Annotated in this window: 26 protein-coding genes; 12 read left to right on the forward strand and 14 right to left on the reverse strand. The window is 72.4% G+C overall.

Translation table 11 applies throughout. The features are described from left to right. Positions 1-14: 14 nt before the first annotated feature. Genes sucB through FH608_RS24800 form a run of 3 tightly spaced genes read right to left on the reverse strand, consistent with a single transcriptional unit; the run spans position 15 to position 4,394 of the window. Positions 15-1,469: a 2-oxoglutarate dehydrogenase, E2 component, dihydrolipoamide succinyltransferase gene (gene sucB / locus FH608_RS24790; RefSeq protein ID WP_139632990.1), complete on the reverse strand. Its 1,455-nt coding sequence runs from the start codon at positions 1,467-1,469 to the stop codon at positions 15-17. 39 nt (positions 1,470-1,508) lie between these two features. Continuing rightward, entirely contained in the window at positions 1,509-2,873 is a 1,365-nt protein-coding gene (lpdA, locus tag FH608_RS24795; protein ID WP_139632991.1) for a dihydrolipoyl dehydrogenase, read from the reverse strand. 51 nt (positions 2,874-2,924) lie between these two features. Next, complete coding sequence (locus FH608_RS24800) at positions 2,925-4,394, reverse strand: leucyl aminopeptidase (RefSeq protein WP_139632992.1); 1,470 nt, start codon at positions 4,392-4,394, stop codon at positions 2,925-2,927. A 97-nt stretch (positions 4,395-4,491) separates the two neighbouring features. Between FH608_RS24800 and FH608_RS24805 the strand changes: the two genes are divergently transcribed. Genes FH608_RS24805 through FH608_RS24815 form a run of 3 tightly spaced genes read left to right on the forward strand, consistent with a single transcriptional unit; the run spans position 4,492 to position 6,685 of the window. Next, positions 4,492-4,839 (forward strand): GntR family transcriptional regulator, encoded by a 348-nt coding sequence (locus FH608_RS24805; RefSeq protein WP_193318604.1) that lies wholly within the window; start codon positions 4,492-4,494, stop codon positions 4,837-4,839. Further along, positions 4,836-5,801 (forward strand): SdpI family protein, encoded by a 966-nt coding sequence (locus FH608_RS24810; RefSeq protein ID WP_139632993.1) that lies wholly within the window; start codon positions 4,836-4,838, stop codon positions 5,799-5,801. Before FH608_RS24805 ends, FH608_RS24810 begins: the two co-directional genes overlap by 4 nt. Further along, entirely contained in the window at positions 5,798-6,685 is an 888-nt protein-coding gene (locus FH608_RS24815) for a CPBP family intramembrane glutamic endopeptidase (RefSeq protein ID WP_139632994.1), read from the forward strand. Before FH608_RS24810 ends, FH608_RS24815 begins: the two co-directional genes overlap by 4 nt. A gap of 56 nt (positions 6,686-6,741) precedes the next feature. Here the strand turns inward: FH608_RS24815 and FH608_RS24820 are convergent, their stop codons facing one another. Then, on the reverse strand, positions 6,742-7,491 hold the full coding sequence (locus FH608_RS24820) for an adenosylcobinamide-GDP ribazoletransferase (protein WP_139632995.1): 750 nt from the start codon (positions 7,489-7,491) through the stop codon (positions 6,742-6,744). A 33-nt stretch (positions 7,492-7,524) separates the two neighbouring features. Here FH608_RS24820 and FH608_RS24825 point away from each other — a divergent pair, with 33 nt between their 5' ends. Further along, positions 7,525-8,325 carry an ABC transporter ATP-binding protein gene (locus FH608_RS24825; protein WP_139632996.1) on the forward strand — a complete coding sequence of 267 codons (801 nt, stop codon included), beginning with the start codon at positions 7,525-7,527 and terminating at the stop codon, positions 8,323-8,325. Positions 8,326-8,402: 77 nt separating this feature from the next. Here FH608_RS24825 and FH608_RS24830 read toward each other — a convergent pair whose 3' ends face one another. Then, on the reverse strand, positions 8,403-9,449 hold the full coding sequence (locus FH608_RS24830; protein ID WP_139632997.1) for a bifunctional adenosylcobinamide kinase/adenosylcobinamide-phosphate guanylyltransferase: 1,047 nt from the start codon (positions 9,447-9,449) through the stop codon (positions 8,403-8,405). A gap of 202 nt (positions 9,450-9,651) precedes the next feature. On the opposite strand from FH608_RS24830, the gene FH608_RS24835 reads away from it, so the two are divergent. Further along, on the forward strand, positions 9,652-9,858 hold the full coding sequence (locus FH608_RS24835) for a hypothetical protein (RefSeq protein ID WP_139632998.1): 207 nt from the start codon (positions 9,652-9,654) through the stop codon (positions 9,856-9,858). Positions 9,859-9,925: 67 nt separating this feature from the next. On the opposite strand, the gene FH608_RS24840 is transcribed toward FH608_RS24835, so the two are convergent. Further along, positions 9,926-10,927 (reverse strand): aldo/keto reductase family protein, encoded by a 1,002-nt coding sequence (locus FH608_RS24840; RefSeq protein ID WP_139632999.1) that lies wholly within the window; start codon positions 10,925-10,927, stop codon positions 9,926-9,928. A gap of 57 nt (positions 10,928-10,984) precedes the next feature. Here FH608_RS24840 and FH608_RS24845 point away from each other — a divergent pair, with 57 nt between their 5' ends. Then, complete coding sequence (locus FH608_RS24845; protein WP_139633000.1) at positions 10,985-12,037, forward strand: SMI1/KNR4 family protein; 1,053 nt, start codon at positions 10,985-10,987, stop codon at positions 12,035-12,037. Between the two features lie 100 nt (positions 12,038-12,137). Here FH608_RS24845 and FH608_RS24850 read toward each other — a convergent pair whose 3' ends face one another. After that, positions 12,138-12,749, reverse strand: a complete 612-nt coding sequence (locus FH608_RS24850; RefSeq protein WP_317135581.1) for a DUF3043 domain-containing protein — start codon at positions 12,747-12,749, stop codon at positions 12,138-12,140. Positions 12,750-12,875: 126 nt separating this feature from the next. Here FH608_RS24850 and FH608_RS24855 point away from each other — a divergent pair, with 126 nt between their 5' ends. The 6 genes from FH608_RS24855 (at position 12,876) to FH608_RS24880 (ending at position 17,878) form a co-directional block, all read left to right on the forward strand. Next, positions 12,876-13,694, forward strand: a complete 819-nt coding sequence (locus FH608_RS24855; RefSeq protein ID WP_193318605.1) for a PspA/IM30 family protein — start codon at positions 12,876-12,878, stop codon at positions 13,692-13,694. Continuing rightward, positions 13,691-13,969, forward strand: coding sequence for a PspA-associated protein PspAA (gene pspAA / locus FH608_RS24860; RefSeq protein ID WP_139633001.1), 279 nt, complete (start codon positions 13,691-13,693; stop codon positions 13,967-13,969). Before FH608_RS24855 ends, pspAA begins: the two co-directional genes overlap by 4 nt. A 4-nt stretch (positions 13,970-13,973) precedes the next feature. Further along, a complete protein-coding gene (gene htpX / locus FH608_RS24865) occupies positions 13,974-14,873 on the forward strand; it encodes a zinc metalloprotease HtpX (protein WP_139633002.1) in 900 nt (299 codons plus the stop codon). Positions 14,874-14,879: 6 nt separating this feature from the next. Next, positions 14,880-15,440, forward strand: coding sequence for a PspA-associated protein PspAB (gene pspAB / locus FH608_RS24870; protein ID WP_139633003.1), 561 nt, complete (start codon positions 14,880-14,882; stop codon positions 15,438-15,440). Between the two features lie 36 nt (positions 15,441-15,476). Next, the gene (locus FH608_RS24875) at positions 15,477-17,051 is read left to right on the forward strand and encodes an alpha/beta fold hydrolase (RefSeq protein WP_139633004.1); all 1,575 of its coding nucleotides are present in this window, start codon (positions 15,477-15,479) and stop codon (positions 17,049-17,051) included. A gap of 227 nt (positions 17,052-17,278) precedes the next feature. Then, complete coding sequence (locus FH608_RS24880; RefSeq protein WP_139633005.1) at positions 17,279-17,878, forward strand: SIMPL domain-containing protein; 600 nt, start codon at positions 17,279-17,281, stop codon at positions 17,876-17,878. A 76-nt stretch (positions 17,879-17,954) separates the two neighbouring features. Here FH608_RS24880 and FH608_RS24885 read toward each other — a convergent pair whose 3' ends face one another. The 7 genes from FH608_RS24885 to FH608_RS24915 all read right to left on the reverse strand — a co-directional run bounded on the left by FH608_RS24885 (position 17,955) and on the right by FH608_RS24915 (position 23,648). Then, positions 17,955-18,845 (reverse strand): alpha/beta fold hydrolase, encoded by an 891-nt coding sequence (locus FH608_RS24885; protein WP_226899853.1) that lies wholly within the window; start codon positions 18,843-18,845, stop codon positions 17,955-17,957. Continuing rightward, entirely contained in the window at positions 18,842-19,162 is a 321-nt protein-coding gene (locus FH608_RS24890) for a Nif11-like leader peptide family natural product precursor (protein WP_139633006.1), read from the reverse strand. The genes FH608_RS24885 and FH608_RS24890 overlap by 4 nt, the downstream gene beginning before the upstream one ends. After that, complete coding sequence (locus FH608_RS24895; RefSeq protein ID WP_139633007.1) at positions 19,159-19,461, reverse strand: Nif11-like leader peptide family natural product precursor; 303 nt, start codon at positions 19,459-19,461, stop codon at positions 19,159-19,161. The genes FH608_RS24890 and FH608_RS24895 overlap by 4 nt, the downstream gene beginning before the upstream one ends. 2 nt (positions 19,462-19,463) lie before the next feature. Beyond that, complete coding sequence (locus FH608_RS24900; protein WP_139633008.1) at positions 19,464-20,459, reverse strand: alpha/beta fold hydrolase; 996 nt, start codon at positions 20,457-20,459, stop codon at positions 19,464-19,466. Between the two features lie 18 nt (positions 20,460-20,477). After that, complete coding sequence (locus FH608_RS24905) at positions 20,478-21,587, reverse strand: NAD(P)-dependent alcohol dehydrogenase (protein ID WP_139633009.1); 1,110 nt, start codon at positions 21,585-21,587, stop codon at positions 20,478-20,480. Continuing rightward, a complete protein-coding gene (locus FH608_RS24910) occupies positions 21,584-22,258 on the reverse strand; it encodes a hypothetical protein (protein ID WP_139633010.1) in 675 nt (224 codons plus the stop codon). The genes FH608_RS24905 and FH608_RS24910 overlap by 4 nt, the downstream gene beginning before the upstream one ends. A gap of 106 nt (positions 22,259-22,364) precedes the next feature. After that, positions 22,365-23,648 (reverse strand): ferritin-like domain-containing protein, encoded by a 1,284-nt coding sequence (locus tag FH608_RS24915; protein WP_139633011.1) that lies wholly within the window; start codon positions 23,646-23,648, stop codon positions 22,365-22,367. Positions 23,649-23,657: the final 9 nt, after the last annotated feature.

Raw genomic sequence — 23,657 nt, forward strand, 5'->3', positions numbered from 1 at the left:
GTGAACGGCGCGGGTCAGGCGAGGCCGAGCTGGGCCTCGAAGCGGCCCTCCTCCAGACGGCGCTTCACCGTCGTCAGGAAGCGGGCGGCGTCGGCCCCGTCCACCAGGCGGTGGTCGTAGGTCAGCGCCAGGTAGACCATCGACCGCACCGCGATGACCTCGCCCTCAGGCGTGTCGATCACCACCGGCCGCTTCACCACGGCGCCGGTGCCGAGCATGCCGACCTGCGGCTGGTTGAGGATCGGGGTGTCGAACAGGGCCCCGCGGCTGCCGGTGTTGGTCAGCGTGAACGTGCCGCCGGTGATCTCGTCGGGCGTCACCTTGTTGGCGCGCGTGCGCTCGGCCAGGTCGGCCGTCTTGCGGGCGAGCCCGGCGAGGTTGAGGTCGCCGGCGTTCTTGATGACCGCCGCGATCAGGCCGCGCTCGGTGTCGACCGCGATGCCCAGGTGCTCGACGTCGAAGTACGTGACCTCCATGGTCTCGTTGTTGATCGTCGCGTTGAGCTTCGGGTGCTGCTTGAGCGCCTCGATGGCGGCCATCTCGAAGAACGGCATGAACGACAGCTTGACGCCCTCGCGGCGCAGGAAGTCGGCCTTGGCCTGGTCGCGCAGCCGCGCGATCTTGGTGACGTCGACCTCGACGACCGTGGTGAGCTGGGCGGCCGTCTGCAGCGACTCGACGAGCCGCTTCGACATCGTCTGCCGCAGCCGCGTCATCTTCTCCGTGCGGCCGCGCAGCGTCGTGTCGACCTCCACGGGCTCGGGCGCCGCGGTGACCGGGGTCTGGGCGGCCGGGGCGGCGGCAGCGGGCTGGGCAGCGGCGGCGGGGGCCGGAGCCGGGGCGGCCTGCGCCGCGGCGGCCTTCTCGCGCTGCGCCTTGGCCGCCTCGAGGACGTCCTGCTTGCGGATGCGGCCGCCGACGCCGGTGCCGCTGATCGAGTCGAGGTCGACGCCGTGCTCGTTGGCCAGCTTGCGCACCAGCGGCGTGACGTACGGGCTCTCACCCGAGGGCAGCGGCGAGGGCTGCGCGGCCGGAGGAGCGGCCTGCGGGGCGGGCGCGGGGGCCGGCGCGGGAGCGGGCGCCGGGGCCGCCTGCGGCGCGGGGGCGGGCTGCGCGGGAGCCGGCTGCGGGATCGAGGAGGCCGGGGGAGCCGGCGCGGGCTCGGGCTGCGGCTCGGGCTGCGGGGCGGGAGCGGGCGCCTCGGGAGCGGGAGCGGCACCGCCCGCCTCGGCCTTCTCGTCGATGACGGCCAGCTCGGCGCCGACCTCCACCGTCTCGTCCTCAGCAACGACGATCTTGGTCAGGACGCCTGCGGAGGGCGACGGGATCTCGGTGTCGACCTTGTCCGTCGACACCTCGAGGAGCGGCTCGTCCGCTTCGACGCGCTCGCCCTCCTTCTTCAGCCAACGGGTTACGGTGCCCTCGGTCACGCTCTCGCCGAGCTGGGGCATTTGTACGGAGACCGGCATCGTTATTCTTCTCTCGCGTTCTGATCTCGAGGGCTTGGACTAGTTGTGTACGTGCAGCGGCTTGCCGGCCAGGGCCAGCATCGCCTCACCCATGGCCTCGGACTGGGTCGGGTGTGCGTGGATGAGCTGGGCGACCTCTGCGGGCAGCGCCTCCCAGTTGTAGATCAGCTGCCCTTCGGTGACGAGCTCTCCGATGCGCCGGCCCACCATGTGGACACCGACGACCGGGCCGTCCTTCTGGGCGATGACCTTCACGGCGCCTGAGGTGCCGAGGATCTGGCTCTTGGGGTTTCCCGCGAGGTCGTAGACCTGCTCGACGATCTCGATGCCGCGCTCGGCCGCCTGCGCCGAGGTGATGCCGACCGAGGCCACCTCGGGGTCGGAGTAGGTGATGCGCGGCACGCCCGCGTAGTCGATGGGCGGCGGGTTGAGGCCCGCGATGTGCTCGGCCACCATGATGCCCTCGGCGAACCCGGCGTGCGCCAGCTGAAGCGTGGGGATCAGGTCGCCGATGGCGTAGACGCCGGGCACCGAGGTGCGGCAGTGCTCGTCGACCACGACCGCGCCGCGCTCGATGGCGACGCCCTGCTCCTCGAAGCCCATGCCGGCCGACACGGCGCCCCGCCCGACCGCGACGAGCAGCAGCTCGGCGTCGAGGGTCTTGCCGTTGGCCAGCGTGACGACCACGCCCGTCTCGGTGGTCTTGGCGCTGTCGAAGAAGACGCCCAGCTCGTATTTGATGCCGCGGCGGCGGAAGGCCCGCTCCAGCAGCTTGGAGCTGGACTCCTCCTCGGTGGGCAGCAGGTGCGGCAGCGCCTCGACGATCGTGACCTCGGCGCCGAAGGAGCGGTAGACGCTGGCCAGCTCGACGCCGATCACGCCGCCGCCCAGCACGACGACGGACGTGGGCACGCGGTCCATCTTGAGGGTGTGCTCGCTGGTGATGACGCGCTCGCCGTCGATCTCCAGGCCCGGCAGCGACCTGGGCGCCGAGCCGGTGGCCAGGACGAGGTTGCGGCCCTCGTAGACCTCCGAGCCGACCTGGATCCGGCCGGGGCCGACCATGCGGCCCTCGCCCTCGACGATCGTCACGCCCGCGCCCTTGAGCAGGCCCTGAACGCCCTTCCAGGCCCGCGTCACGATCTTGTCCTTGAAGGCGTGCACGCCCTGCACGTCGATGCCGTCGAAGCGCGCCTTGACGCCGAACGACTCGCTCTCGCGGGTCTCGTCGGCGACCTCGGCGGAGTGGAGCAGGGCCTTCGTGGGGATGCATCCCCTGTGGAGGCAGGTGCCGCCGATCTTGTCCTTTTCGATCAGCGCGACCGACTTGCCCAGCTCAGCCGCCCGAAGCGCGCAGGCGTAACCGCCGCTGCCACCACCTAGGACGACGATGTCATAGGCCACAGGAAGGCTCCTTGTCGGGGTGTTCGTGATGCCGTCATCTTTTCATTTGTTTCAGATGCTCGCGTGCCGCTCTGCGAGTCCGATGAGGGTGCGGGTGATGGCGCCGGTGCCGCCCTTCGGGGTGTAACCGTGGGGTTCGCCCTTGTTGTACGCCGGCCCCGCCATGTCGATGTGCGCCCAGCGCACGCCGTCGGGCACGAACTCCTTCAGGAAGATGCCCGCCGTCAGCATGCTGCCCCATCGCTCGGGGTGCAGGTTGGCGATGTCGGCGATCGGCGAGTCGAGGCCCTTGCGCAGCTCCTCGGGCAGCGGCATGCCCCACGCGCCCTCGCCCGCCGCCGTGGCGGTCTCGACGACCAGCTCCCTGACGGCGTCGTCGTTGGCCATGACGCCGGCCGTGCGCCAGCCCAGCGAGACGATCTGGGCGCCGGTGAGGGTCGCCACGTCGACGATGAGGTCGGGCTGGTCCTCGGCGGCCCTGGCGATGCCGTCCATGAGCACCAGGCGGCCCTCGGCATCGGTGTCGAGCACCTCCACGGTCTTGCCGCTGTAGCTGTGGAGGACGTCGGAGGGGCGCTGCGCGGTGCCGCTCGGCAGGTTCTCGGCCAGGCAGAGGTAGCCGACGGCGTTCACCGGCAGGCCGAGCCTGGCGATGCCGATCATGGCGCCGAACACCGCGCCCGCGCCGCCCATGTCGGACTTCATCCAGTCCATGGCGGCCGACGGCTTGAGCGACAGGCCGCCGGAGTCGAACGTGATGCCCTTGCCCACGAACGCCAGCCGCTTGGTGGCCTCCGGGTGGGAGTAGGAGAGGCGGACCAGGCGCGGCGGGTTGGCCGAGCCCTGGCCGACGCCGATGAGGCCGCCGTAGCCGCCGTCCTTGAGCTGCTTGTCGTCGAGCACCTCGACGCTCAGCCCGGCCTTGCCGCCCTCCTGCTCGGCGATCTCGGCGAACTTGGCCGGCCACAGGTCGGAGGGAGGCGTGTTGACCAGGTCGCGGACCAGGCTGACCGAGTCGGCGAGGACGCCGGCGCGCTCGCCGATGGCGTCGGACTCGCCCGAGACCACGGTGAGCTCGGCGACCGGCGCCTTCTGCTCCTCGCCGGTGCGGTAGCGGGAGAAGGAGTACGCGCCCAGCAGCGCGCCCAGCGCGACGGCCTCGGCCTCCTCCGGGGTGCCCGCGGGCAGGGCGAGCGCGGCCCTGGCGGTGCCGGCGAGGGAGCGTACGGCGGCGCCGGCGGCGCGGCGCAGACCCTCGGCGTCGGCGGACTCGCCCAGGCCCACCGCGACCAGCAGCGGGGCGGCGATGGCGCCGAACGTGGGCAGCTTGGCCAGCTCACCCGCCTTGCCGGAGAAGGCGACGGCCTTGAGGGACTCGCCGAGCTTGCCGCCGAAGGCCGCGTCGAGCGACTCGGCGCCCGCGGTGGCCCTCGGGCCGTCCTGGCCTGACCTGAAGCCGACGATCAAGGCGTCGGTGTCGATGGAGACTGGATCTGCTGAGTTCAGCCGCACAGTGGTCACGTAAACCGATGCTATCCAGGTCTTCTACGTATTCACAAACAGGGGTTCATCCTACGAATCACGCTGCTCGCGAAATAGTGCTAGTGTCATTAGCACCATGTTGCTGACGCTGGATCTCAATGACGCCCGGCCCCTGCACGAGCAGGTGGCGGGCGCCATTCGCCGGGCCATCGGAGAGGGCTCCTACCAGCCGGGCGACCGCCTGCCCCCGGCCCGCGACCTGGCCATGGCGCTCGGCATCAACCCCAACACCGTGCTGCGCGCGCTGCGCGACCTGCGCGACGAGGGGCTGCTCGAGTTCCGGAGGGGCCGGGGGGTCAGCGTGGCGGGGCGGGCCGACGGCCGCGCCCTGCTCGCGCAGCGGGCGCGCGAGCTGCTGGAAGAGGCGAGAAGGCGCGGCTACAGCCGCGACGACCTCATCACCATCCTGGAGGAGCTGCCATGAACCCCCGAGCCATCTCCGTGATCTGGGGACTGGCCGTGACTGCCGTGCAGATCGCGCTGCCGCTGTCCCTGCGGGACCGGCTGCCCGATCCGCTGGCCACGCACTGGGGGACCGGCGGCACGGCGAACGGGTCCATGTCCTTCACCGCGTACGTCGCCGTGCAGGCGCTGGTGTGGGCGGTGCCCTGGCTGGTCGCGCTGGCCATGAACGAGCGGGTGCGGGCCCGGCGGCACGGCCGGATGACGTGGTGGGGCGCGCAGTTCGGGCTCGGCCTGTTCCTGCCCGGACTGAACGTGACGACCCTGCTCGCCAACCTCGACGCGCCGGACTGGACCGCGGCCCGGCTGCCCGGCTGGCAGGTCGTCGCCGTCGTCGTCGCGGGGTTCGGGGTCGCCGCCCTGGCCGGCTACCTGGGCCGGGGCGGGCACGACGACCCCGCGCCTCCCGGGCGGGTCCCGCCCCGCCTGCGGCTCAGGGCCGGGCAGCGGACGGTGTGGATCGGCCACGTCACCAACCGGACGGTGTCCCTCCTCACCGCCGTCGCGGTGGCCGCGCTCGCCGTGCTCGGCCTGCTGGGCCTCGCGGGCCTGGCGCCGGGCGAGCAGGCGGCGGCGCTGGTGCCCGGCCTCGCCATCGTGCTGGTGGTCGGCCTGCTGACCTCGTCGCTGTCCGTGCAGGTCGGCGACGGCCACGTGGTCGTGCGGCTCGGACCCCTGGGCCTGCCGGCACGCAGGATCTCCCTGTCACGGATCGAGTCGGCCTGGTCGGAGACCCGCTACCCGAGCCAGGTCGGCGGGTGGGGCTTCCGCGGGCTGCCCGGAGGCACCACGATCATGCTGCGCGGCGGCGAGTGCCTGGTCATCGGCTACCGCTCCGGCGGCCGGCTCGCGATCAGCGTCGACGACGCCACGCGCGGAGCATCCCTCATCAACGCCCTCATCACGGAGCGAGTGGAGCCATGAAACGACCCCTCCTCATCTTCATCGTCCTGGCCTTCGGGCTGTCCTGGGCGGCGGCGCTGCCCCTCTGGCTCGGCGGCGGGCTGAACTCGCCGCAGATGGTCTGGGCGGGCACGCTCATGATGTTCACCCCCACGATCGGCGTGCTGGGCGCGTGGGCCGTCTCCCGGACGCCGTTCCGCGAATGGGCCCGGCAGACCGGGCTCACGCTGGGCGAGCGCAAGGGGCGCACGGGCGTCCTCGTGCTGGTCGCCTGGCTCGGGGTGCCGCTGGTGACGTTCCTGGCGATGGGCCTCAGCGCCGCCGTGGGGCTGGTCTCGCTGGACCTCGATCGGCTGAGCCTGTTCAGGAACATGCTCGAGGCGCAGGGCGCCCAGGTGCCCGCCGACCTCGGCCCGGTGGCCGTGCTGCAGATCGCGATCGCGGTGGTCGCCGGGCCCGTGCTGAACGCCATCCCCGCCCTGGGCGAGGAGTGGGGCTGGCGCGGATGGCTGCTGCCCCGGCTCGTCTCCACGAACGGCACCTTCGTCGGGCTGCTCTACTCGGGTGTCATCTGGGGCGTCTGGCACGCGCCCCTCACCCTGCTGGGCTACAACTACCCGCGGCTCGGCTCCTGGGCCGCGCTGTACTTCATCGGCTTCTGCGTGCTGTTCGGGATGCTGATCGGATGGATGCGGCTGCGCACGGGCAGCGTGTGGCCCGCCGTCGTCGCCCACGGCGCGCTGAACGCCATCGCGGGGGTCGCGCTGCTGTTCGGCGATGCCGCCGCGCCGCCGAACGAGGCACTGGTCGGCATCACCGGCCTGGTGGGCTGGGTGCTCCTCGCGCTCGCCGCCGCGGTCCTGCTCCGCCTCCGTCCGGCACGGGCGCCGCAGCCGGTCTCCTGACGAGGCCGGCCACGAGACGCGGGCCGGCCACAGGGGGCGGGCCGGCCCCGGGGCGCTCAGCCGAGGACCGCGCAGACGGCCAGCGAGGTGGCCGTGGCGGCTTCCACGAGCGCCCCCAGCACGTCGCCGGTGATCCCGCCGAGCCGGCGCCGCGCGTGCCGGAGCAGCAGGAGGGCGGCGCCCAGCCCGGCCAGCAGGCCCAGCGGCAGGACGGCCGCGCCGGGCGGCGTCCTCGCCGTTGCGGCGCCCACGGCGATGCCGGCCAGCAGGGCGAGCGCGGTGACGAGCCACGGCAGCGGGCCGCGTACGGTGCCCGCGACCATCGCGCCCAGCCCGCCCGGCCGTGCGGCCGGGACGCCCGCCCGGCAGGCCCACGTCAGGGCCAGCCGCCCGGCCACGCACGCCGTCACCAGCGCCGCGAACCCGGCCCCCGCCAGCGCGACGACCTGGACGAGCAGCGTCAGGACCAGCGTCATCACGCCAAACGGCCCGATGTCCGACTTTTTCATGATGTCGAGCGCCTCGGCGGCGGGCTTGCCGCTGCCCAGCCCGTCCGCCAGATCGGCGAGCCCGTCCAGGTGCAGGCCCCGGGTCAGCACGGCCAGCGCGCCGACCGCCAGCGCCGCGCCCAGCAGCGGCGGCCCCGGCAGGAGCAAGGGCAGCCCCGCGACCAGGCCGAGCACGAGCCCGACGGCCGGGGCGAGCGCCATCGCGCGGCCCGCGACCTCCCGATCCACCCGCTCGACGCGTACCGGAAAGACGCTGAGCGTGCCGATCGCGAGCCGCAGCCCGTGCCGAAGCCGCATAACCGACGATCCTAGGCCCACTAGTGTGGCGGGATGCACGTGGTTGAACTCGAAGGCGTAGGTGTCCGGGTCGTCGGCAAGTCGCTGCTGGACGGCGTCGACTGGCAGGTGGACTACGGCGACCACTGGGTGATCCTCGGTCCCAACGGCGCGGGCAAGACGACGCTGCTCTCGCTGGCGGCCGCCGTGCGCCACCCCAGCGACGGCACGGTCAAGGTGCTCGGCCACACGCTCGGCCGGGTGGACATGCGGGAGCTGCGCCGCCACATCGGCCTGGTCGCGGCCAGCCAGCGGCTGATCGACGAGGAGCTGATGGAGGAGGAGGGCGCCACCGCGCACACCGTGGTGCTCACCGGTCACACGGGGACGAGCGTCCCGCTGTGGGACAAGTACGGCGACGTCGAGCGGGAGCGGGCCAACCGGCTCCTGGCCGACCTGGGCTGCAAGGACCTGGCGGACCGGCCGTTCCGCGTCTGCTCGCAGGGGGAGCGGGCGAGGATCAGGGTGGCCAGGTCGCTCATGGCCGACCCGGCGGTGCTGCTGCTCGACGAGCCGTTCGCCGGGCTCGACCTGCCCGCCAGGGAGGACCTCATCACCGCCGTCGAGGACCTGGCCTCCACCCGGCCCGTCCTGACCACCGTGACGGTCACCCACCACCTGGAGGAGGTGCCCGCGACCACCACCCACGCCATGCTCATGCGCGACGCCCGCGTGCTGGCGTCCGGCCCGGTGGGCGACGTGCTCACCCCGGAGAACCTCTCCGACTGCTTCGGACGCCCCCTGCACGTGGACCGCCTCGACGGCCGCTGGTACGCCCGCGCCGTCCGCCCGTGACAATCAACCGATGCTGACCGGGTGCGCCCCCGAAGGGGTCCGCTCCTGACGCCGGACGGGGTCCGCTCCGTACGGGGTCAGAGCTCCAGCGGACGCCCCGCGACCACCAGCGCCACGTACTCCGACTCGGCGGCCAGGCGTTCGTTGAGCCGCCCGAGCGCGTCCCTGAACGCCCGCCCGCTCGCTGTGGCGGGCACCACGCCCATCCCCACCTCGTCCGAGACCGCCACGATCGGCGCGCGCGCCTGCCGCCAGGCCGCCACCAGCGCGTCGCAGCGCTCCCCGACGGGCGCGCGGTCGCCCTCCCAGGCACCGTGCTCGTCGAACACCGCCGCCAGCCACGTCCCCAGCCCGTCGACCAGCAGCGGCGCGGTGGCCTCCGCGATGACTGAGACCAGGTCGGTGGTCTCCACGGTCTCCCAGTGCGCGGGCCGCCGCTCCCGGTGCGCCCGCACCCGCGCCGCCCACTCGCCGTCACCCGCGCCTTCGGGCCCGGTGGCGACATAGCTCACGTACGGCTCCGCCGCCAGCCGCAACTCCGCCTCGGCCGACTTGCCCGACCGCGACCCGCCCAGCAGCAGCGCCCGCCGCGGCGTCTCGCGCCGCGCCGGCCGGGGCGTCTCGTGCGGCATCCGCCGGGGCGTCTCGTGCCGCGCCCGCGGGACGCCGGCGTCCAGTTCCGTGCCGTCGGGGACGGTGACCGCACCCCACCACCGCAGCCGCCTGGCCAGCTCCTCCTCCGAGCGCACCCGGTGGTCCAGCCAGGCCGCCACCACCAGGGTCCGCTCGTCCGCGAGCCCGGCCCGCCGCAACTCCCCGAGCCGTTCCGGCCGGTCGAGCAGGTCGATGAGCACGATGTCGTACGGGGGTCCGCCTCCCTCCGGCACCTCCTGGCCCCGGGGCAGGAGCAGCAGCCGGGAGCCGCCGGGGCCGGCCAGCCCCAGCCCACCGGCGCGGGACCGGTAGCCGTCCGGCAGGTCACGGAAGGGGGCGTGGACCACGCCGTCCACGACCACCTCGAACGGGCGCCGGTGACCGTGCGGGAGCCCGGAGCACGAGGCGCACCGGCAGCCGGGCTCCGGCCAGCCGGCGGCGCCCGCGGTGCCGGTGAGAAGGACCTTCACCGCGCCGAGCGTACAAGCCCGGCCCGTCCCCGGGGCCCGGCGGTCCGGCACCGGGCTGTCCGGGCACGCGGCGGCCCGGTACGGCGGTGGCGCGGGCGCGACACGGTGCCCGTACGGCGTCGATCAACCTTCATGCGCGGGAGTAGGGTTCCAGTGGCTGCTCAGGGTGCGCGGGCGAACCCGCGGAAAAGGAGCGTATGGCATGACATGGCGGTGGCGTTTTGAGAACGCGCGTGGTGGTGAGGTGACGGATCGCCCTTTGCCGCGCGAGGTTTTCCCGAGCCAGGCGGACGCGGAGTCCTGGCTCGGCGAGAACTGGCGTGACCTGCTCGATTCCGGAGTGGAGCAGGTGGCGCTGCTCGACGAGGACCGCGTGGAGTACACGGGATTGTCATTGCGCCCCGAGTGAGTGCCCGTAACGGAAAACCCCTTGAGCGGCTGACGCGGCTCAAGGGGTTCTGATCGTCCGGGGCTGATTACGGGCGGGTGCGGGGGCTCTGCGTCTTGGCCGGGTCACGCTCCACGACCGAGCCGAGCACCTCGTCGATCCGCTTGAGCACGTCGGCGTCCAGCTTGACGCCCGCGGCCTTCACGTTGTCGCGCACCTGGTCCGGCCGGCTGGCGCCGACGATGGCGCTGGAGACGTTCGGGTTCTGCAGGACCCAGGCGATGGCCAGCTGCGCCATGCTGAGCCCGAGGTCGGCGGCGATCGGCTTGAGGTCCTGGACGCGGGTGAGCACGTCGTCGTTCATGAACCGGGCGATCATGGCGCTGCCGCCGCTGCCGTCCGTGGCGCGCGAACCCTCGGGGGGCGGCTGGCCGGGCAGGTACTTGCCCGTGAGCACGCCCTGGCCTATCGGTGACCAGACGATCTGGCCCACGCCCTCCTTCTCGCTCAACGGCACGATCTCGGGCTCGATGACCCGCCACAGCATGGAGTACTGCGGCTGGTTCGACACGATCCGGTCGAACCCCATCTCGTCGGCGATCTTGAGGGCCTGGGCGATCTGGCCGGCCGTCCACTCGCTGACGCCGATGTAGAGGACCTTGCCCTGGCGTACGAGGTCGTCGAACGCCTTGAGCGTCTCCTCCAGCGGCGTCTCGTGGTCGAACCGGTGCGCCTGGTAGAGGTCCACGTAGTCGGTCTGGAGGCGGCGGAGGGAGCCGTTGATCGATTCGGTGATGTGCTTGCGTGACAGGCCGCGGTCGTTCTGGCCCGGCCCGGTGGGCCAGTAGACCTTCGTGAAGATCTCCAGAGACTCCCTGCGTTCGCCCTTGAGCGCCCGGCCGAGGACCTCCTCGGCCTTCGTCCCCGCGTATACGTCGGCGGTGTCGAACGTGGTGATGCCCTCGTCGAGCGCCGCCCGCACACACTCCTTGGCGGCGTCCTCCTCGACCTGGGAGCCATGGGTCAGCCAGTTTCCGTAACTGATCTCGCTTACTTTGAGACCGCTGCGACCGAGGTGTCGGAATTCCATACGTCCGACCTTAGTGCCGGTCCATGGGGTGATTCGTTTCGGGATAGGGTGCGCGACGTGCTGAAGCTCGTACGGCTCGCGCTGACGGCGGCCGTCCTGACCGCGATCGCCTTACGGCTGCGCCGCCGCGCCCGGATGCCCGCCGAGCCGCTCCCGCCGCCCCAGGCGCCGCCGCGCCGGTCCGCCGGCACGGGGATCGGCCTGATGTGGGCGGCCATCGCGGCGATCGTGGCGGTGGCGCTGGGGATCGCCGTGGTGCCCACGGAGTTCCAGAAGGCCGAGGAGGTGCGGTACCGGGCGTACCAGGCCGAACAGGCGGCCTTCGCGGCCGAGATGGACGCCGCGACGGATGCCCCCGCGACGACGCCCGTGGCCCCTACGGCGACGCCCGTGCCGACGTACGGCTCCGAGGTCCCGGTGCGCGTCTCCACGACGCCCGGTGTGACCGCGTCCGGCGTCCCGGACCCGGGTGTGACCGCGTCCGGCGTCCCGGCCCCGAGCACGACGGGGCTGCCGGCCGCGTGCATGCCCCGCGGCCCGGTGCGGGTGCGGCCGATCAGGCCCGAGGTGCGGGCCGCGGTGAACCGGCAGTGGCGGCGCATCGAGCGGTGGCTGCGGGCGAACGCGCCCGGGACGTACGCCGGCCTGGCCGCCCCCGGCAGGGCGCGCACCATCGCGGTCGCCGAGGCCCAGATGGGCCTGGAGTTCCCCGACGACCTGCGGGCCTCGCTGCTGCGCCACAACGGCGTGTCAGGCCCGCTCCCGGCCCGTTTCACGCTCGCAGGCGAGGAGCCGAGCGGCGTGCGCGAGATCCGCGACCGCTGGCGCCAGGACTGCGCGGCGCGCGTGAGCCACGGCGATCCCGCGGGACGGCTGATCCACGTCGGCACCCTCACGGAGGTCGACGCGGACACCGGTCACGTGGTGGCCTCGGCGGTGCGGCCGGACCCGATCTGGCCGTCGTACCACGCGATGCTCCGCGACGTCGCGGACGCCCTGGAGGAGGGCCGTCCCGTGCTGGGCGCGCGGCCCACGGTCGAGCAGGGCCTGCTCCACTGGTCCGGCACACCCGTGGTCTCCGGTACGCCCGGAGACCCGGCGAAATCCTGAGGCTCAGGAGTGGCCCGCGGGATCGTCCGAGCGACGAGAGGAACACGGGGGACATCGCGGTGAGACGTGGCCTCACAGGAAGGCCGTCTTCGCGGAGCGGCTACCTCTTGGGCGGCACCGGCTTGCCGCCCGGCAGCACCGTCGGCGGCGGGAAGCGCAGCCTGCGGATCTGCAGGGCCCGCATGGCCGCGTAGAAGCCCACGCCCTTGAGGCTCTCGTTGGGCAGCTTCGCCGCCACCTCCTTCTTCACCTTCCAGGCCACGTAGACGGAGGTGAACAGGACGCCGATCATCATGATCGGCCACCCGATGGTGACCACGTAGCCCAGCACCTGGGCCCGGACCGCCATCGGCCACGGGATCCACGTCGCGAGCAGGATGAGTAGCGAGAACGGCAGGAAATACTGACTGGGCAGCCGCCGCGCGTCGACCCAGTCGCGCGCGAACTTGCGCGCCGGGCCTTTGTCACGGACCGGGAGATATTTCTCGTCACCTGCGAGCATGCCCTTGCGGGCCCTATCGCGCTCGGCGGCCTGCTTGGCCCGCATCTGGCGATAGGCCTCTTTGCGGTCCTTGGGCGCGTGAACCGGCTGTCGCCGCTTGCTCTCCTGATCACGGCGCTTGGGTGTGGGACGTCCTTTACCCTGGGGCTTAGGATCGTCAACGGGGACGGGGGTGTCGTCCACGGAGGTCTGGGAACGGCGTCGCAACACGACGTCAACCCTACCTGGAGTGCAACTTAGTGACGCCCTCGTGCGTTATGCGTAGGGTAATCCCAAGGCGGCTGCGCTGCATTGGGATTAACACCAGCACGACCTAGAAGGGGACGGCCGACGCGCATGAGCGTGATGAAGAGACTGTCGATGATCTTCAAGTCCAAGGCCAACAAGGCCTTGGACAAGATGGAAGATCCGCGCGAGACCCTCGACTACTCCTACCAGCGGCAGCTGGAGCTGCTGCAGAAGGTGCGGAGGGGCGTGGCCGACGTCGCCACGTCGCGCAAGAGGGTGGAGCTCCAGATAACGGGCCTTGAGAATCAGGCCCGGCGCTACGAGGAACAGGGTCGGAAGGCGCTGTCCGTGGGCCGCGAGGACCTCGCCCGCGAGGCGTTGCAGCGTCGTTCCAATCTGCAGTCGCAGATGGCCGACCTCAAGGTGCAACATGACAACCTGCAGGCCGAGGAGGAGAAGCTCACCACGGCTTCCCAGCGGTTGCAGGCCAAGGTCGACTCCTTCCGTACGAAGAAGGAGACGATCAAGGCCACCTACACCGCGGCCGAGGCGCAGACCCGCATCAACGAGGCGTTCTCCGGCATCTCCGAGGAGATGGGCGACGTCGGCCTGGCCATCCAGCGCGCCGAGGACAAGACGGCGCAGATGCAGGCCCGCGCGGGGGCGATCGACGAGCTGCTGGCCAGCGGCGCGCTCGACGACTTCAGCGGCACCCGCGGCGACGACATCCAGGCCGAGCTCGACCGCATGGGCGGCGGCATGGACGTCGAGCTGGAGCTCGCCAGGATGAAGGCCGAGCTGGGCCAGGGTCCGGCGCCGCAGAGCGCCATCGAGCAGGGCCAGCCGCAGCAGCAGCCCCAGTCACAGCCGCAGCAGCAGGGCCAGGGTCAGACCCAGCAGCTTCGCCAGCCTGGGGAGGGCGCATGATTGTCAGGATCATGGGCGAGGGCCAGGTGGAGATCTCCGCCGACGACATCTCGGTGCTCAACGAGCTCGACGGCGAGCTCGAGGCGGCCATCGAGGTGGGCGATGAGAAGGCCTTCCGCGTGAAGCTGCACGCGCTGCTCGACAAGGTGCGCCAGGTGGGCAAGGCGCTTCCCGACGACAGCCTTGAGCCGTCAGAGCTGATCCTTCCCCCCGCGGACGCCTCTATCGAGGAGGTCCGGGAGATGCTGGGCGACCAGGGCCTCATCCCGGGCTGATCCCGTGAGCACGCGGTACGCGTCCGACCGCGGCCTGACCAGCCGCATGGTCGTGACGATGTTCCTGCTCGGGCTGCTCTACGTCGTGTTCGTCGGCGTCCTGATCGCCCTTGGCGTGCGGGCGCTCACCGTGCTGGTGGTGGCCGGGGGTCTGCTGCTCGTGCAGTACTTCCTGTCCGACCGCATCGCGCTGTTCGCGATGCACGGGCGGGAGGTCTCCCGGCAGGAGGCCCCCGAGCTGCACGGCCTGATCGACCGGCTGTGCGCGCTCGCCGACATGCCCAAACCGAGGGTGGCGATCGCCGATTCCGACGTCCCCAACGCGTTCGCCACCGGCCGAAATCAGAAGAACGCCGTCGTCTGCGTGACGACCGGCATCCTGCGCCGCCTGGAGCCACAGGAGCTCGAAGGGGTGCTCTCGCACGAGTTGTCGCACGTCGCCCATCGCGACGTGGCCGTCATGACGATCGCCTCGTTCCTCGGCATCGTGGCGGGGCTGATGACCAGATTCGCCCTGTACTCCGGCCTCGGCGGCCGCCGGAGCAACGGACAGGGCGGGATACCCGTCGGGCTGATCATCCTGCTCGCCTCCGTCATCGTGTACGCCATCAGCTTCCTGCTCACCCGCGCCCTGTCGCGCTACCGCGAGCTGTCGGCCGACCGCGCCGGCGCCCTGCTCACGCAGCGCCCGTCCGCCCTGGCCAGCGCGCTGGTCAAGATCAGCGGGGACATGGCCCGGATCCCGACGCAGGACCTGCGCGAGGCGGCGCCGTTCAACGCCTTCTACTTCGCCCCGGCGGCGGCGCCGGGCCAGTCGCTGGCGAACCTGTTCTCCACGCACCCGTCGCTCGAACGGCGGCTTGAGCAGCTGACGAACATCTCGCGCCAGCTCGGGAGGGGGTGAGGCCGCATGGGCTGGCTCGACGCGCTGCTCGGCCGGTCGAAACCGGTCAGGCCCAACCTCGACGCGCTGTTCGCGCTGCCGTCCGCCGCGGTGACGTTGCAGGCCGCGACCGGGCTGAAGCCCACCGGCCTCGGCTCCGTGGCGTTCAGGGCCGCGGAGGGCGGCGCGTTCGCGACGCTCGAACGCGACATCAAGGCACTGCTCGGCCAGCGCGTCGAGGAGTCGCACGACGACTACGGCTACACCTGGCTGCTGGTGCGCCGCCCGCCCGACGCGCTCGCCGACCTGGTCACCGAGCTGCACGCGGTCAACTCGTCGCTGGAGTCGGCCGGGTTCGGGCCCTCGCTGCTGTGCTCGCTGGTGTCGTTCACCGAGGAGGATCACGGCAGGCGGCTGGCCGTCGTGTACCTGTACAAACGCGGCACCTTCTATCCGTTCTCCCCGCTCGCCGGGCAGAGGCGGGACAACGCACTGGAGCTCCAGGTCAGAGGGGTGCTGGAGGGGGAGCTGCCGCTGGAGCAGGACCTCGGCCGCTGGTTCCCGGTCTGGGGCGCGCCCGGCGTCTGACCAGGCATTAGTCACTTTAAGTGATCTAATGCTCACGTGGAGCGAAGGTTGTACGTCCTCGCGGCCTCCGCGTTCATCGTGGCGGCCGTCCTGGGCAGCGCGTGGATCACCGGCCAGTTCACCACCCCGGAGGTCGACAGGACCGACGGGTACGTCGGCGAGCTGGCCGCCCGCGACCAGCCGTGGACGGGGCTGTTCCGGGTCAGCGACGCCCTGTCCGGCCTGGCGTGCGCGGGCGGGGTGGCGCTCGTGCCCAGGGTGGCGCGCGAGTGGCGGGGCTGGCTCGCGCTGGCCGCGTTCGGGCTGCTCACCCTCGCGGCCGCGATCTTCCCGCTGGACTGCGCCACGCTGAGCGACCCGTCCTGCGGGCGGCGGGCTCTGTCGTCCGCCCATTACGTGCATCTGGCGACGGGCGCGCTGGGCACGGCCGCCGTGCTGGCCGCGATGGCGCTGCTGAGCGCGCGGTGGCGGTCGTGGGTGTCGTGGCTGTTCACGTCGCTGGGGCTGCTGGCGACGGTGCTCGTGGTGGGAGCGTACCTGTACCGGCACGGGGTGGGGCTCGCGCACCGGGCGCAGCTGACGGTGTTCGCGGTGTGGCTGGTGTACGCGGCGCTCCGGCTGCTGGTGTCGGACGACGTGCCCGGCTGCGAGCCGCCGTGCGGGAACGGCACGTCGGGCGGCCCCTCACCCGGGCTCCCGCCGCCGGCCGGGAACGGAGGCTCCACCAGGGACGGGCGACCCGAGGGGGATCCCGGTCCTGCCGGGAACGGGCGATCCGGTGAGGGTTCCGGGCCCGGCGGGAACCGTGGATCCGAGATGGGTCCCGGATCCGGCGGGACCTGCGGATGCGACGGGGGGCCGCACGTGGTCGAGCAGGGCAGCGGGCCTGCCGTGCTCATCGCGGCCGGACTCGGCGGCGCCTGGTTCCACTGGGACGCGGTGGCCGGGCGACTGGCGACCAGCCACCGCGTCATCCGCTTCGACCGCCCGGGTCTCGGCCTCAGCCCGTGCTCGCCCGACCCGCCCAGCCTGTACCGCGAGGCCGCCCGCCTGGCCGCGCTCGCACCCGCGCACCCCGAACAGGTGATCGTCGTCGCCCAGGGCATGGGCTGCTGGTACGCGGAGGCGTTCGCGAGGCTGCACCCGCTGTGCGTGGCCGGGCTCGTCCTGGTGGACCCGGCGCGCGTCCCGGAGCGCGGGCCGCTCGCCCTGGCCGCGAGCGCCGGCCGGTGGCTGCCCTCGGTCGGCTGTACGTGGGGTGCGACCGCCCTGGCCCGCCTCGTGGGGCCTTCGGCACACCGGCTCCTCACCGGCCTGTCCGATCCGTACGGCGTCTACCGCGCGGGCCGGGTGCACGTGGCGGTGGCGGGGGAGTGGGTGGCCCGGCGTGACATGGCCGCGGAGCTGCTCCGGATGCGCGCCGACCGGCCGCTCCCCGAGGTGCCGGTCACGGTGGTCGGGACGGGCACGCGGAAGGCGCCCGGGGCGGCGGACTTCGGGACCGCCCGCTTCGTGCGCCTGCCCGGCTCCCGGCGCCGGACCCACCTCCGGCACGCCGAGACGATCGCCGTGCTCGTCCTGGACACGCCCCCGCCCGCCCGCGACGGCTGACGGCCTCCTGGACGCTCCCGCCCGAGATGGCCCTCTGGACGCCCGGGCCCGGCGGGTGCCGGTGATGTGCTGGAGGGGCACCCCTGTGGACGGAACGACGTCACGGAGCGCGGGCGAGATCGGCGGTGGCGCACGGGGTGGGGGCCGGGAGGCGATCGATGTTCGGGCCGGACATACCGGGGCCGGGCGTCTAATATCGAGGCGAGACCCGTCCCGAGGGGGTTGGCGTGGACATCACCGTCGTCGGCGAGGGCGCCGTCCTGGCCGCACCCGACGTCCTGCGGCTGCACGCGGGAGTGGAGGTCCGCAGGGGATCGGCGGCGGAGGCGTTCACCGCCGTCAGGTCCGCCGCCGCGAGGCTGGCCGAGGCGCTGGCCGGGGCGGGCATCGCCGCGGAGGACGTCCGCACGGTGGAGCTGTCGCTGGGCCCCGAGTACGAGGCGTACCCCAAGGTGGCCGCCTACCGGGCCGCGCAGGGCGTGGAGGTGGTGGTGCGCGACCTGGGCAGGGCCGACCACGTCATCGACACGGTGGCCGGCGTGGGCGAGGAGGCCCGGCTGAACGGGGTCGCGTTCGAGGTGTCCGACCCGTCGCGCTTCCTGCGGGTGGCGAGGGTCAGGGCGTTCAGGGACGCCGCCGCCAAGGCGGCCCAGTACGCCGAGCTGGCCGGCCGCCCGCTGGGCCGCGTGGTCTCGGTGAACGAGGAGGTCAGGGGCGGCCCTCAGCCGATGAGGCTGGCCGCCGCGGCGGCGGAGAGCGGCGCCTCGATCAGTCCCGGGCGGGAGACGCTCACGGTCACCGTCCAGGTCGGCTACGACTTCGGATAGGAGCACCGCGGGGCAGGACCGCTGCCGGGCCCGCCCCGCGAGGCAGGGCGGGCCGCTGCCGGACCCGCCCCGGTTCTCACATCGGGTGGCGCTTGAGGAACGTGTAGGCCGCCTCTCCCACGGCCACCGGGTTCATGCTCTGCAACCCGTGCGTGGCGTTGGGGATGCCGCACCGCTCGGCCTGCGGCAGCCAGTTCATGAGGAAGCGCTGCGTCTCGCGGAACCCCGGCATGACCGACTCGCTGTCCAGCCCCATGACCGCCAGCACCGGCATGCCGGGCTTGCGCGCCACCAGCCGGTCGGCCTCGGACGGCTTGAAGGCCCACCGCGAGATCGCCGGGAAGTCGACGGTGAACGTCGTGTCGACGCACTCCTCGACGCGGTCCCACACGTCGAGCGGGCCCGTCATCTCCACCGCGGGCAGGAAGCTCGGCCCGCACACCGCCTCCATGTACAGCTGGGCCGCGCCGAGCTTGTCGCCCGTCTCGTACAGCTTCATCGCGTTCATGAAGGCGTCGACGTTGGCGGTGATCGCGTCGGGCTCCTCGCGCGGCAGGTACGGCTCCAGCAGGATCGCGCTGTGCGCCCGCTCGGGGTAGGACAGCAGGAACTGGAACGCGATCACGCCGCCGAACGAGAAGGCCATGATGTGCGCCTTCTCGATACCCAGGTGGTCGAGCAGCTCGCGGGCGTGCCGCGCGCCGTCCTCGATGCTCACCTCGGGCTTGTCCATGGTGCTGCCGTTGTACCCGGCCCGGTAGTAGCTGATGAGCTGGTACTCGCGCAGCAGCGGCGGATAGAAGCGCATGGGGGTGATGAGGCTGTCGGCGATGCTGGTGCCGTGGATGCACAGCACGGGCTCGCCCTCGCCGAGCACGGCGTACCTCAGCTCGGCGTCGCCGATGCGCGCCCGCCGGTCGTGCTCGACGTTCCATTCGCGCCCGATGTACAGGGCGTTTCGCATCATGGCGTGGGCTCCAATCCGGCCAGCAGGCCGGTCTCGTCGAGGCTGGGCACGAGGTCGTGGACGAGGAACTCCAGGTAGTAGCGTCCCCACAGCAGGTTCCAGAGCGGGAAGCGCGCGTCGAACTCCTCGCCGCGCTCGTGCGCCAGCCGCTCCTCCAGCTCCCAGATGAGCGTGTCGAACTCCTGCGCGGTGAACGGCCGCCCGGCCTCGGCGGCGGCCGCGATGACCTCGTCCTTGGGCTTGTCCTTGAGCCGGTCGCACAGCTCGGGCCGCTCGGCCAGGCCGCGCAGGAAGGCGACGAGGTTGGCGGCGCTCATGACGGCCCCTCCCCGTCGTAACGGGCGACCACGTGCTCCACCAGGTAGTCGAGGTAGCGGGTGCCCCACATGTGGCGCCACAGGGTGCTGCCGCCGTCGAACGGCTCCTTGTCCTTGTCGATGACGACCTCGGCCTCCAGCCGGCCGATGACCCGGCTCGCGTCGGCCTCGGTGAAGGCGAACCCGTCGTTGCGGGCGTGGAAGAGCACCCTGGGCAGGTCCATGGAGGAGTAGCGGGCCAGCAGCCCGGGATCCGACCTGGCCGTCTTGAGGAATCTGAGGAACTCCGACTCGGACACGGCTAGCTCTCCAGCGCGTGCCTGATCACGTCGTCGACGGCCTTCACGTCCGGCTCGGCGAGCCCGAACGTGGCCAGGTGGCCGTAGACGCTGTCGATCTGCCGGAACGTCGCGCCGGGGATCCACTCGGCGTACTGCCTGAGCTCGTCCGGCGGGAACAGGGCGTCGCCGGTGAACGCGGCGATCGTGGTCCTCGGCTTGATCCGGCCGAGGAGGTCACGCAGCGACTCGCCCTCGGCGCCCGGCCAGGCGGCGCGGGCCTTGCGGGCCTGGACGACCACGTCGTTGGGGTCCTGCGGGAGCCAGAAGCCCTCCCAGAAGCCCTTGACGAACGCGTCCACGCTGTCGAAGCCCAGGGTGCGCCACACGTCGGCGCCCTCGAAGTAGAAGGAGCGGGGCGGCGCGGTCAGGGCCGAGCCGTGGGCGACCCCGGTCAGGCCGCCGCTGACGCTCGCCGCGTCCGTGTAGGCGCCGCCGGCGTAGTTCGCGTCGGAGGTGATGGGCTCCTCCACCACCGTCTTCAGCCAGAGCTTGGTCCACGGCGGCGGGGTCGGCGCCCCGGCGATGGGGGCGATGTTCCGCACGTCGTCGCCGAAGCGCAGCGCCCACTCGTACACCTGGAGCGACCCGACCGACCAGCCGAGCGCCAGCCGCACCTCGCGCACGCCGAACACCTCGTCCAGCAGCCGGCGCTGGGCGATCACGTCGTCCGCGATCGACACGGCGGGGAAGGGGCGGCGCGCGGTGTTGCTCGGCGCGGAGGACGGCGGGAGGCCGAAGTGGCCGGGCAGCACGATGAAGTGGTTGCGGGGGTCGAGCGCCCGGTTCTCGCCGATCCAGCCGTTGAGCACCTCGGCGGGGGCGCCGAGAATGGTCGGGAACACGACCACGTTGTCCTTGGCCTGGTTGAGCTCACCGAAGGTCTGGTAGGCCAGCCGGGCGCCCGGCAGGGTGGCGCCGGAGGTGAGCGTGAAGTCGCCGAGCTCGAAGGTGTTCATTCCTGGCTCCAAGGGTCGTCAGGTGTCGAACCGCAGGATCGTCTTGATGTTCTTGCCGGACCTGAAGTCGTCCGCCGCCGCCTGGATGTCGGCGAAGTCGTACTCCTTGATGAGCGGCTGCACGGGCAGCCGGCCGCTGCGGATCAGCCGGGCCAGCAGCGGGATGAGCCGGTCCGGGTCGCTGTCGCCCTCGCACACGCCGAGGATCCGCCGTCCCGGCAAAAGCCGGTGCACGTCCACGGAGACCTCCACCCCGTACGGGGGAGCGCCGACGACGGCGACCGCGCCGCGCGGGGCGAGCGCCTCGATGCCGGCGCGCAGCACCTCGGGGTTGCCGACCGCCTCGACCACGTAGTCGACGCCCGCTCCGCCGGTGGCCTTGCGCAGCTCGGCGGCCAGGTCGAGGCCGGTCGAGTCGATGGTGCGGGTGGCGCCGATCTTGGCGGCCAGCTCAAGCTGCGCCGCCTGCCGGCCGACGGCGATGATCTCGTTGACCGGGGTGAGCGCCGCGCCCATGACGGCGGCCAGGCCCACCGCGCCGGTGCCGATCACGGCGATGGTGGTGCCGGGCTCGGGGCGCAGCGTGTTCCAGACCGCGCCGGTGCCGGTCTGGACGCTGCACGCCAGCGGCGCCAGCAGCTCGAACGGCAGGTCGGGGTCGACCTTGACCACGCTGCGCTCGTCGGCGACGGCGTGCCGGGCGAACGACGACTGGCCGAAGAACCGGCCGCCGAGCGGGGCGCCGCCCCTGCTGATCGGCGAGCTGCCGTCGGCCCGCTTGCCGCCGATGAGGTTCTGCGGGATCCACGTGGTGCAGTAGGCCGGGTGGCCGATCCGGCAGGACGGGCAGCTCCCGCACGAGGTGAACGTGAGCACGACGTGGTCGCCCGGCCTGACCTTGGTCACGCCCGGGCCGGTCTCCTCCACGACGCCCGCCCCCTCGTGGCCGAGCACGCCCGGCAGCGGGAACGGGATGTGGCCCGCGGCCACCGTGAGATCGGTGTGGCAGATCCCGGCGGCCTTCATCCTGACGAGGATCTCGCCGTGGCGGGGGGCGTCCAGCTCGACGTCGCGCAGCGTGAAGGCCGCTCCCGGCGATTCGACTACCGCGGCTTGGGTGGTGGTCACGAGTGCCTCCGATCGTCCGGGGTGGGGGTGGCCGGGGTGAGGGTGTACGTGCTCGTGACGTGGGTCCACTCCGCGGGCCCCCACTCCGCGCCGTCGCCCACCCGGGGCGGCTCGCCGGTCACGCGGACGACGTAGTAGTCCAGCAGGCCGGGGGAGCGGCGGGTCCAGATCGAGCCGTCCTCGTCGTGGTCGCGCCGGCCGAAGTGGAGCCGATCCTCGCCCCGGTCGTGCGAGCGGGCCAGGCCGAGCAGGTCGTACTCCAGCGGGCACTCGTCCACGCCGGGCACGTCGAGGATGGAGCAGCCGCCGTGGGAGACGTCCTGCCACTCGCCGGCCCGCCAGTGCCCGTCGCCCGCCCTCACCTCGTCGGCGCCGGCGATCAGCCCGGTGTCGAACACTCGCAGGCACGCCTTGACCCGGGAGAAGTTCGCGTCACGCGCCCCGGGCGTGCGCCGGCTCGGCTCCAGCAGCTCGAACATGCCCATGGTGACGAGCTCGAAGAGCCGGCCGTCGCAGCCGGGGTCCTTGTAGGCGTTGAAATGAATGGCCCAGAACGGGCTGTGCAGCCAGAAGTCGTCCACCCCGAATATTCCCGGGAATACTTCGGAGGCTTCCGGGCTGCGCCATCGGCCGGACAGTTCGCCGACCGTGAATTCGGCGCTGATTTCCATGACACCTCGCATGGGTCAATTCTTTTTCCGCGGGTCCGGCCGGCGTCAAAGAGGCGACGCGCACATTGGCAAGTCGGCCGGGCGGCGCGAGGTATTTCGTGAGGTCCTACGACGGGAGCAGCGAGGGCGGCACGTGCGCGCGTACCCGCTCGGCCAGCTCGGCCACCCGGGTCCCGGCCGCCGCGGCGACCCCGGCAGCCCGGCCGCCGGCCGCCTCGGCGGCGCGGCAGCGCTCCACCAGCACCCGCATCCGCTCGTGCAGCAGCGCCCACGACGGCTCGCGCCAGGGCACGAAGTTGCTCATGGCGTAGTACATCTCGAAGGCGAACCCCGCCGTGCGGCCGGGATGCTCGGGGCCGAGCGGCATCGTCGCCATCGTCGCGGCCAGCGGCCGCAGCACGTCCGCCATCATGCTGATCGACGTGCCGACGAGCAGGCCGAGCTGCTCCTCGGTCTCGTCGGTGTGGGTGAAGAAGCGGGTCAGCAGGTGCAGGACCAGCTCGTACGCCACCGCCGCCAGTTCGGCGGCCCGCCGCGTGTCAGGATCGGTGATCAGCGGCTGGGCCTCGGCGATGTTGTACGGCTGCCGCAGGTAGCCGGCCAGCGCGGGCCGGGCCGGCTCGAAGTTCGGGTCGCGCTCGCGCAGCCGCCCGTACTCCCGCCACATCGCCAGGAACCGCCCGTAGTGGGCCTGCTCCCAGTCGCCGCGGGCGCCCTCGCCCTGCTCGATGATCAGCTCGATCGCGGTGAGCGCGGACCTCAGGTCCGTGACCGCGACGATCTGCGGCCAGCGGAACAGCTCAGGCGTGGCCTGGGCGCGCGGTGACCCCACGAACACCGCGCGCTCCCCGAGCCGGGCGCAGAGCGCGCGCAGCCCCTCCTCCAGCCCGCGGTACAGGTGGCCGATGGTCGCGTACTCCTGCCCGCTGGGCATGAGCTCGCCGGGGTCGAGCCGGGAGCGGGTGGGCGGCACCGGCTCGAACTCCTCCGCGTCCTGCAGCTCCATGCCCTCGGGCCGCTCCAGGTACAGGAAGTGGCGCAGCGCCTGCTCGCCGAACGGCAGCAGGTCGAGCTGGATGCCGGCCGGGAAGTACCCCGAGCGCTGCGGGAAGTTGGGACGGCCGAAGGTCGGGGCCGCGCCGATCGCGGCCAGCAGGTTGGCCACCAGCGCCAGGTGCAGCATCTCCTCGACCGCGATGGACTGCAGCACCTTGCGCCAGCCGGCGACCGCGTCCGCCTGCTCGTGCGTCAGGCCCTCCTCCGTCCCGCTCTTGAGGCTCGCCTCCGCGAAGAGGTACTGGCACAGGATCATGTGCTCCAGCTGCGAGGCCTCGTTGAGCAGCCACCACAGGTGCTCCCGGTTCGCGACCACGATCGGGGGCTCGGACATGTGCGGTCC

The organism is Nonomuraea phyllanthi (assembly GCF_006334985.2).
GTDB lineage: Bacteria > Actinomycetota > Actinomycetes > Streptosporangiales > Streptosporangiaceae > Nonomuraea > Nonomuraea phyllanthi.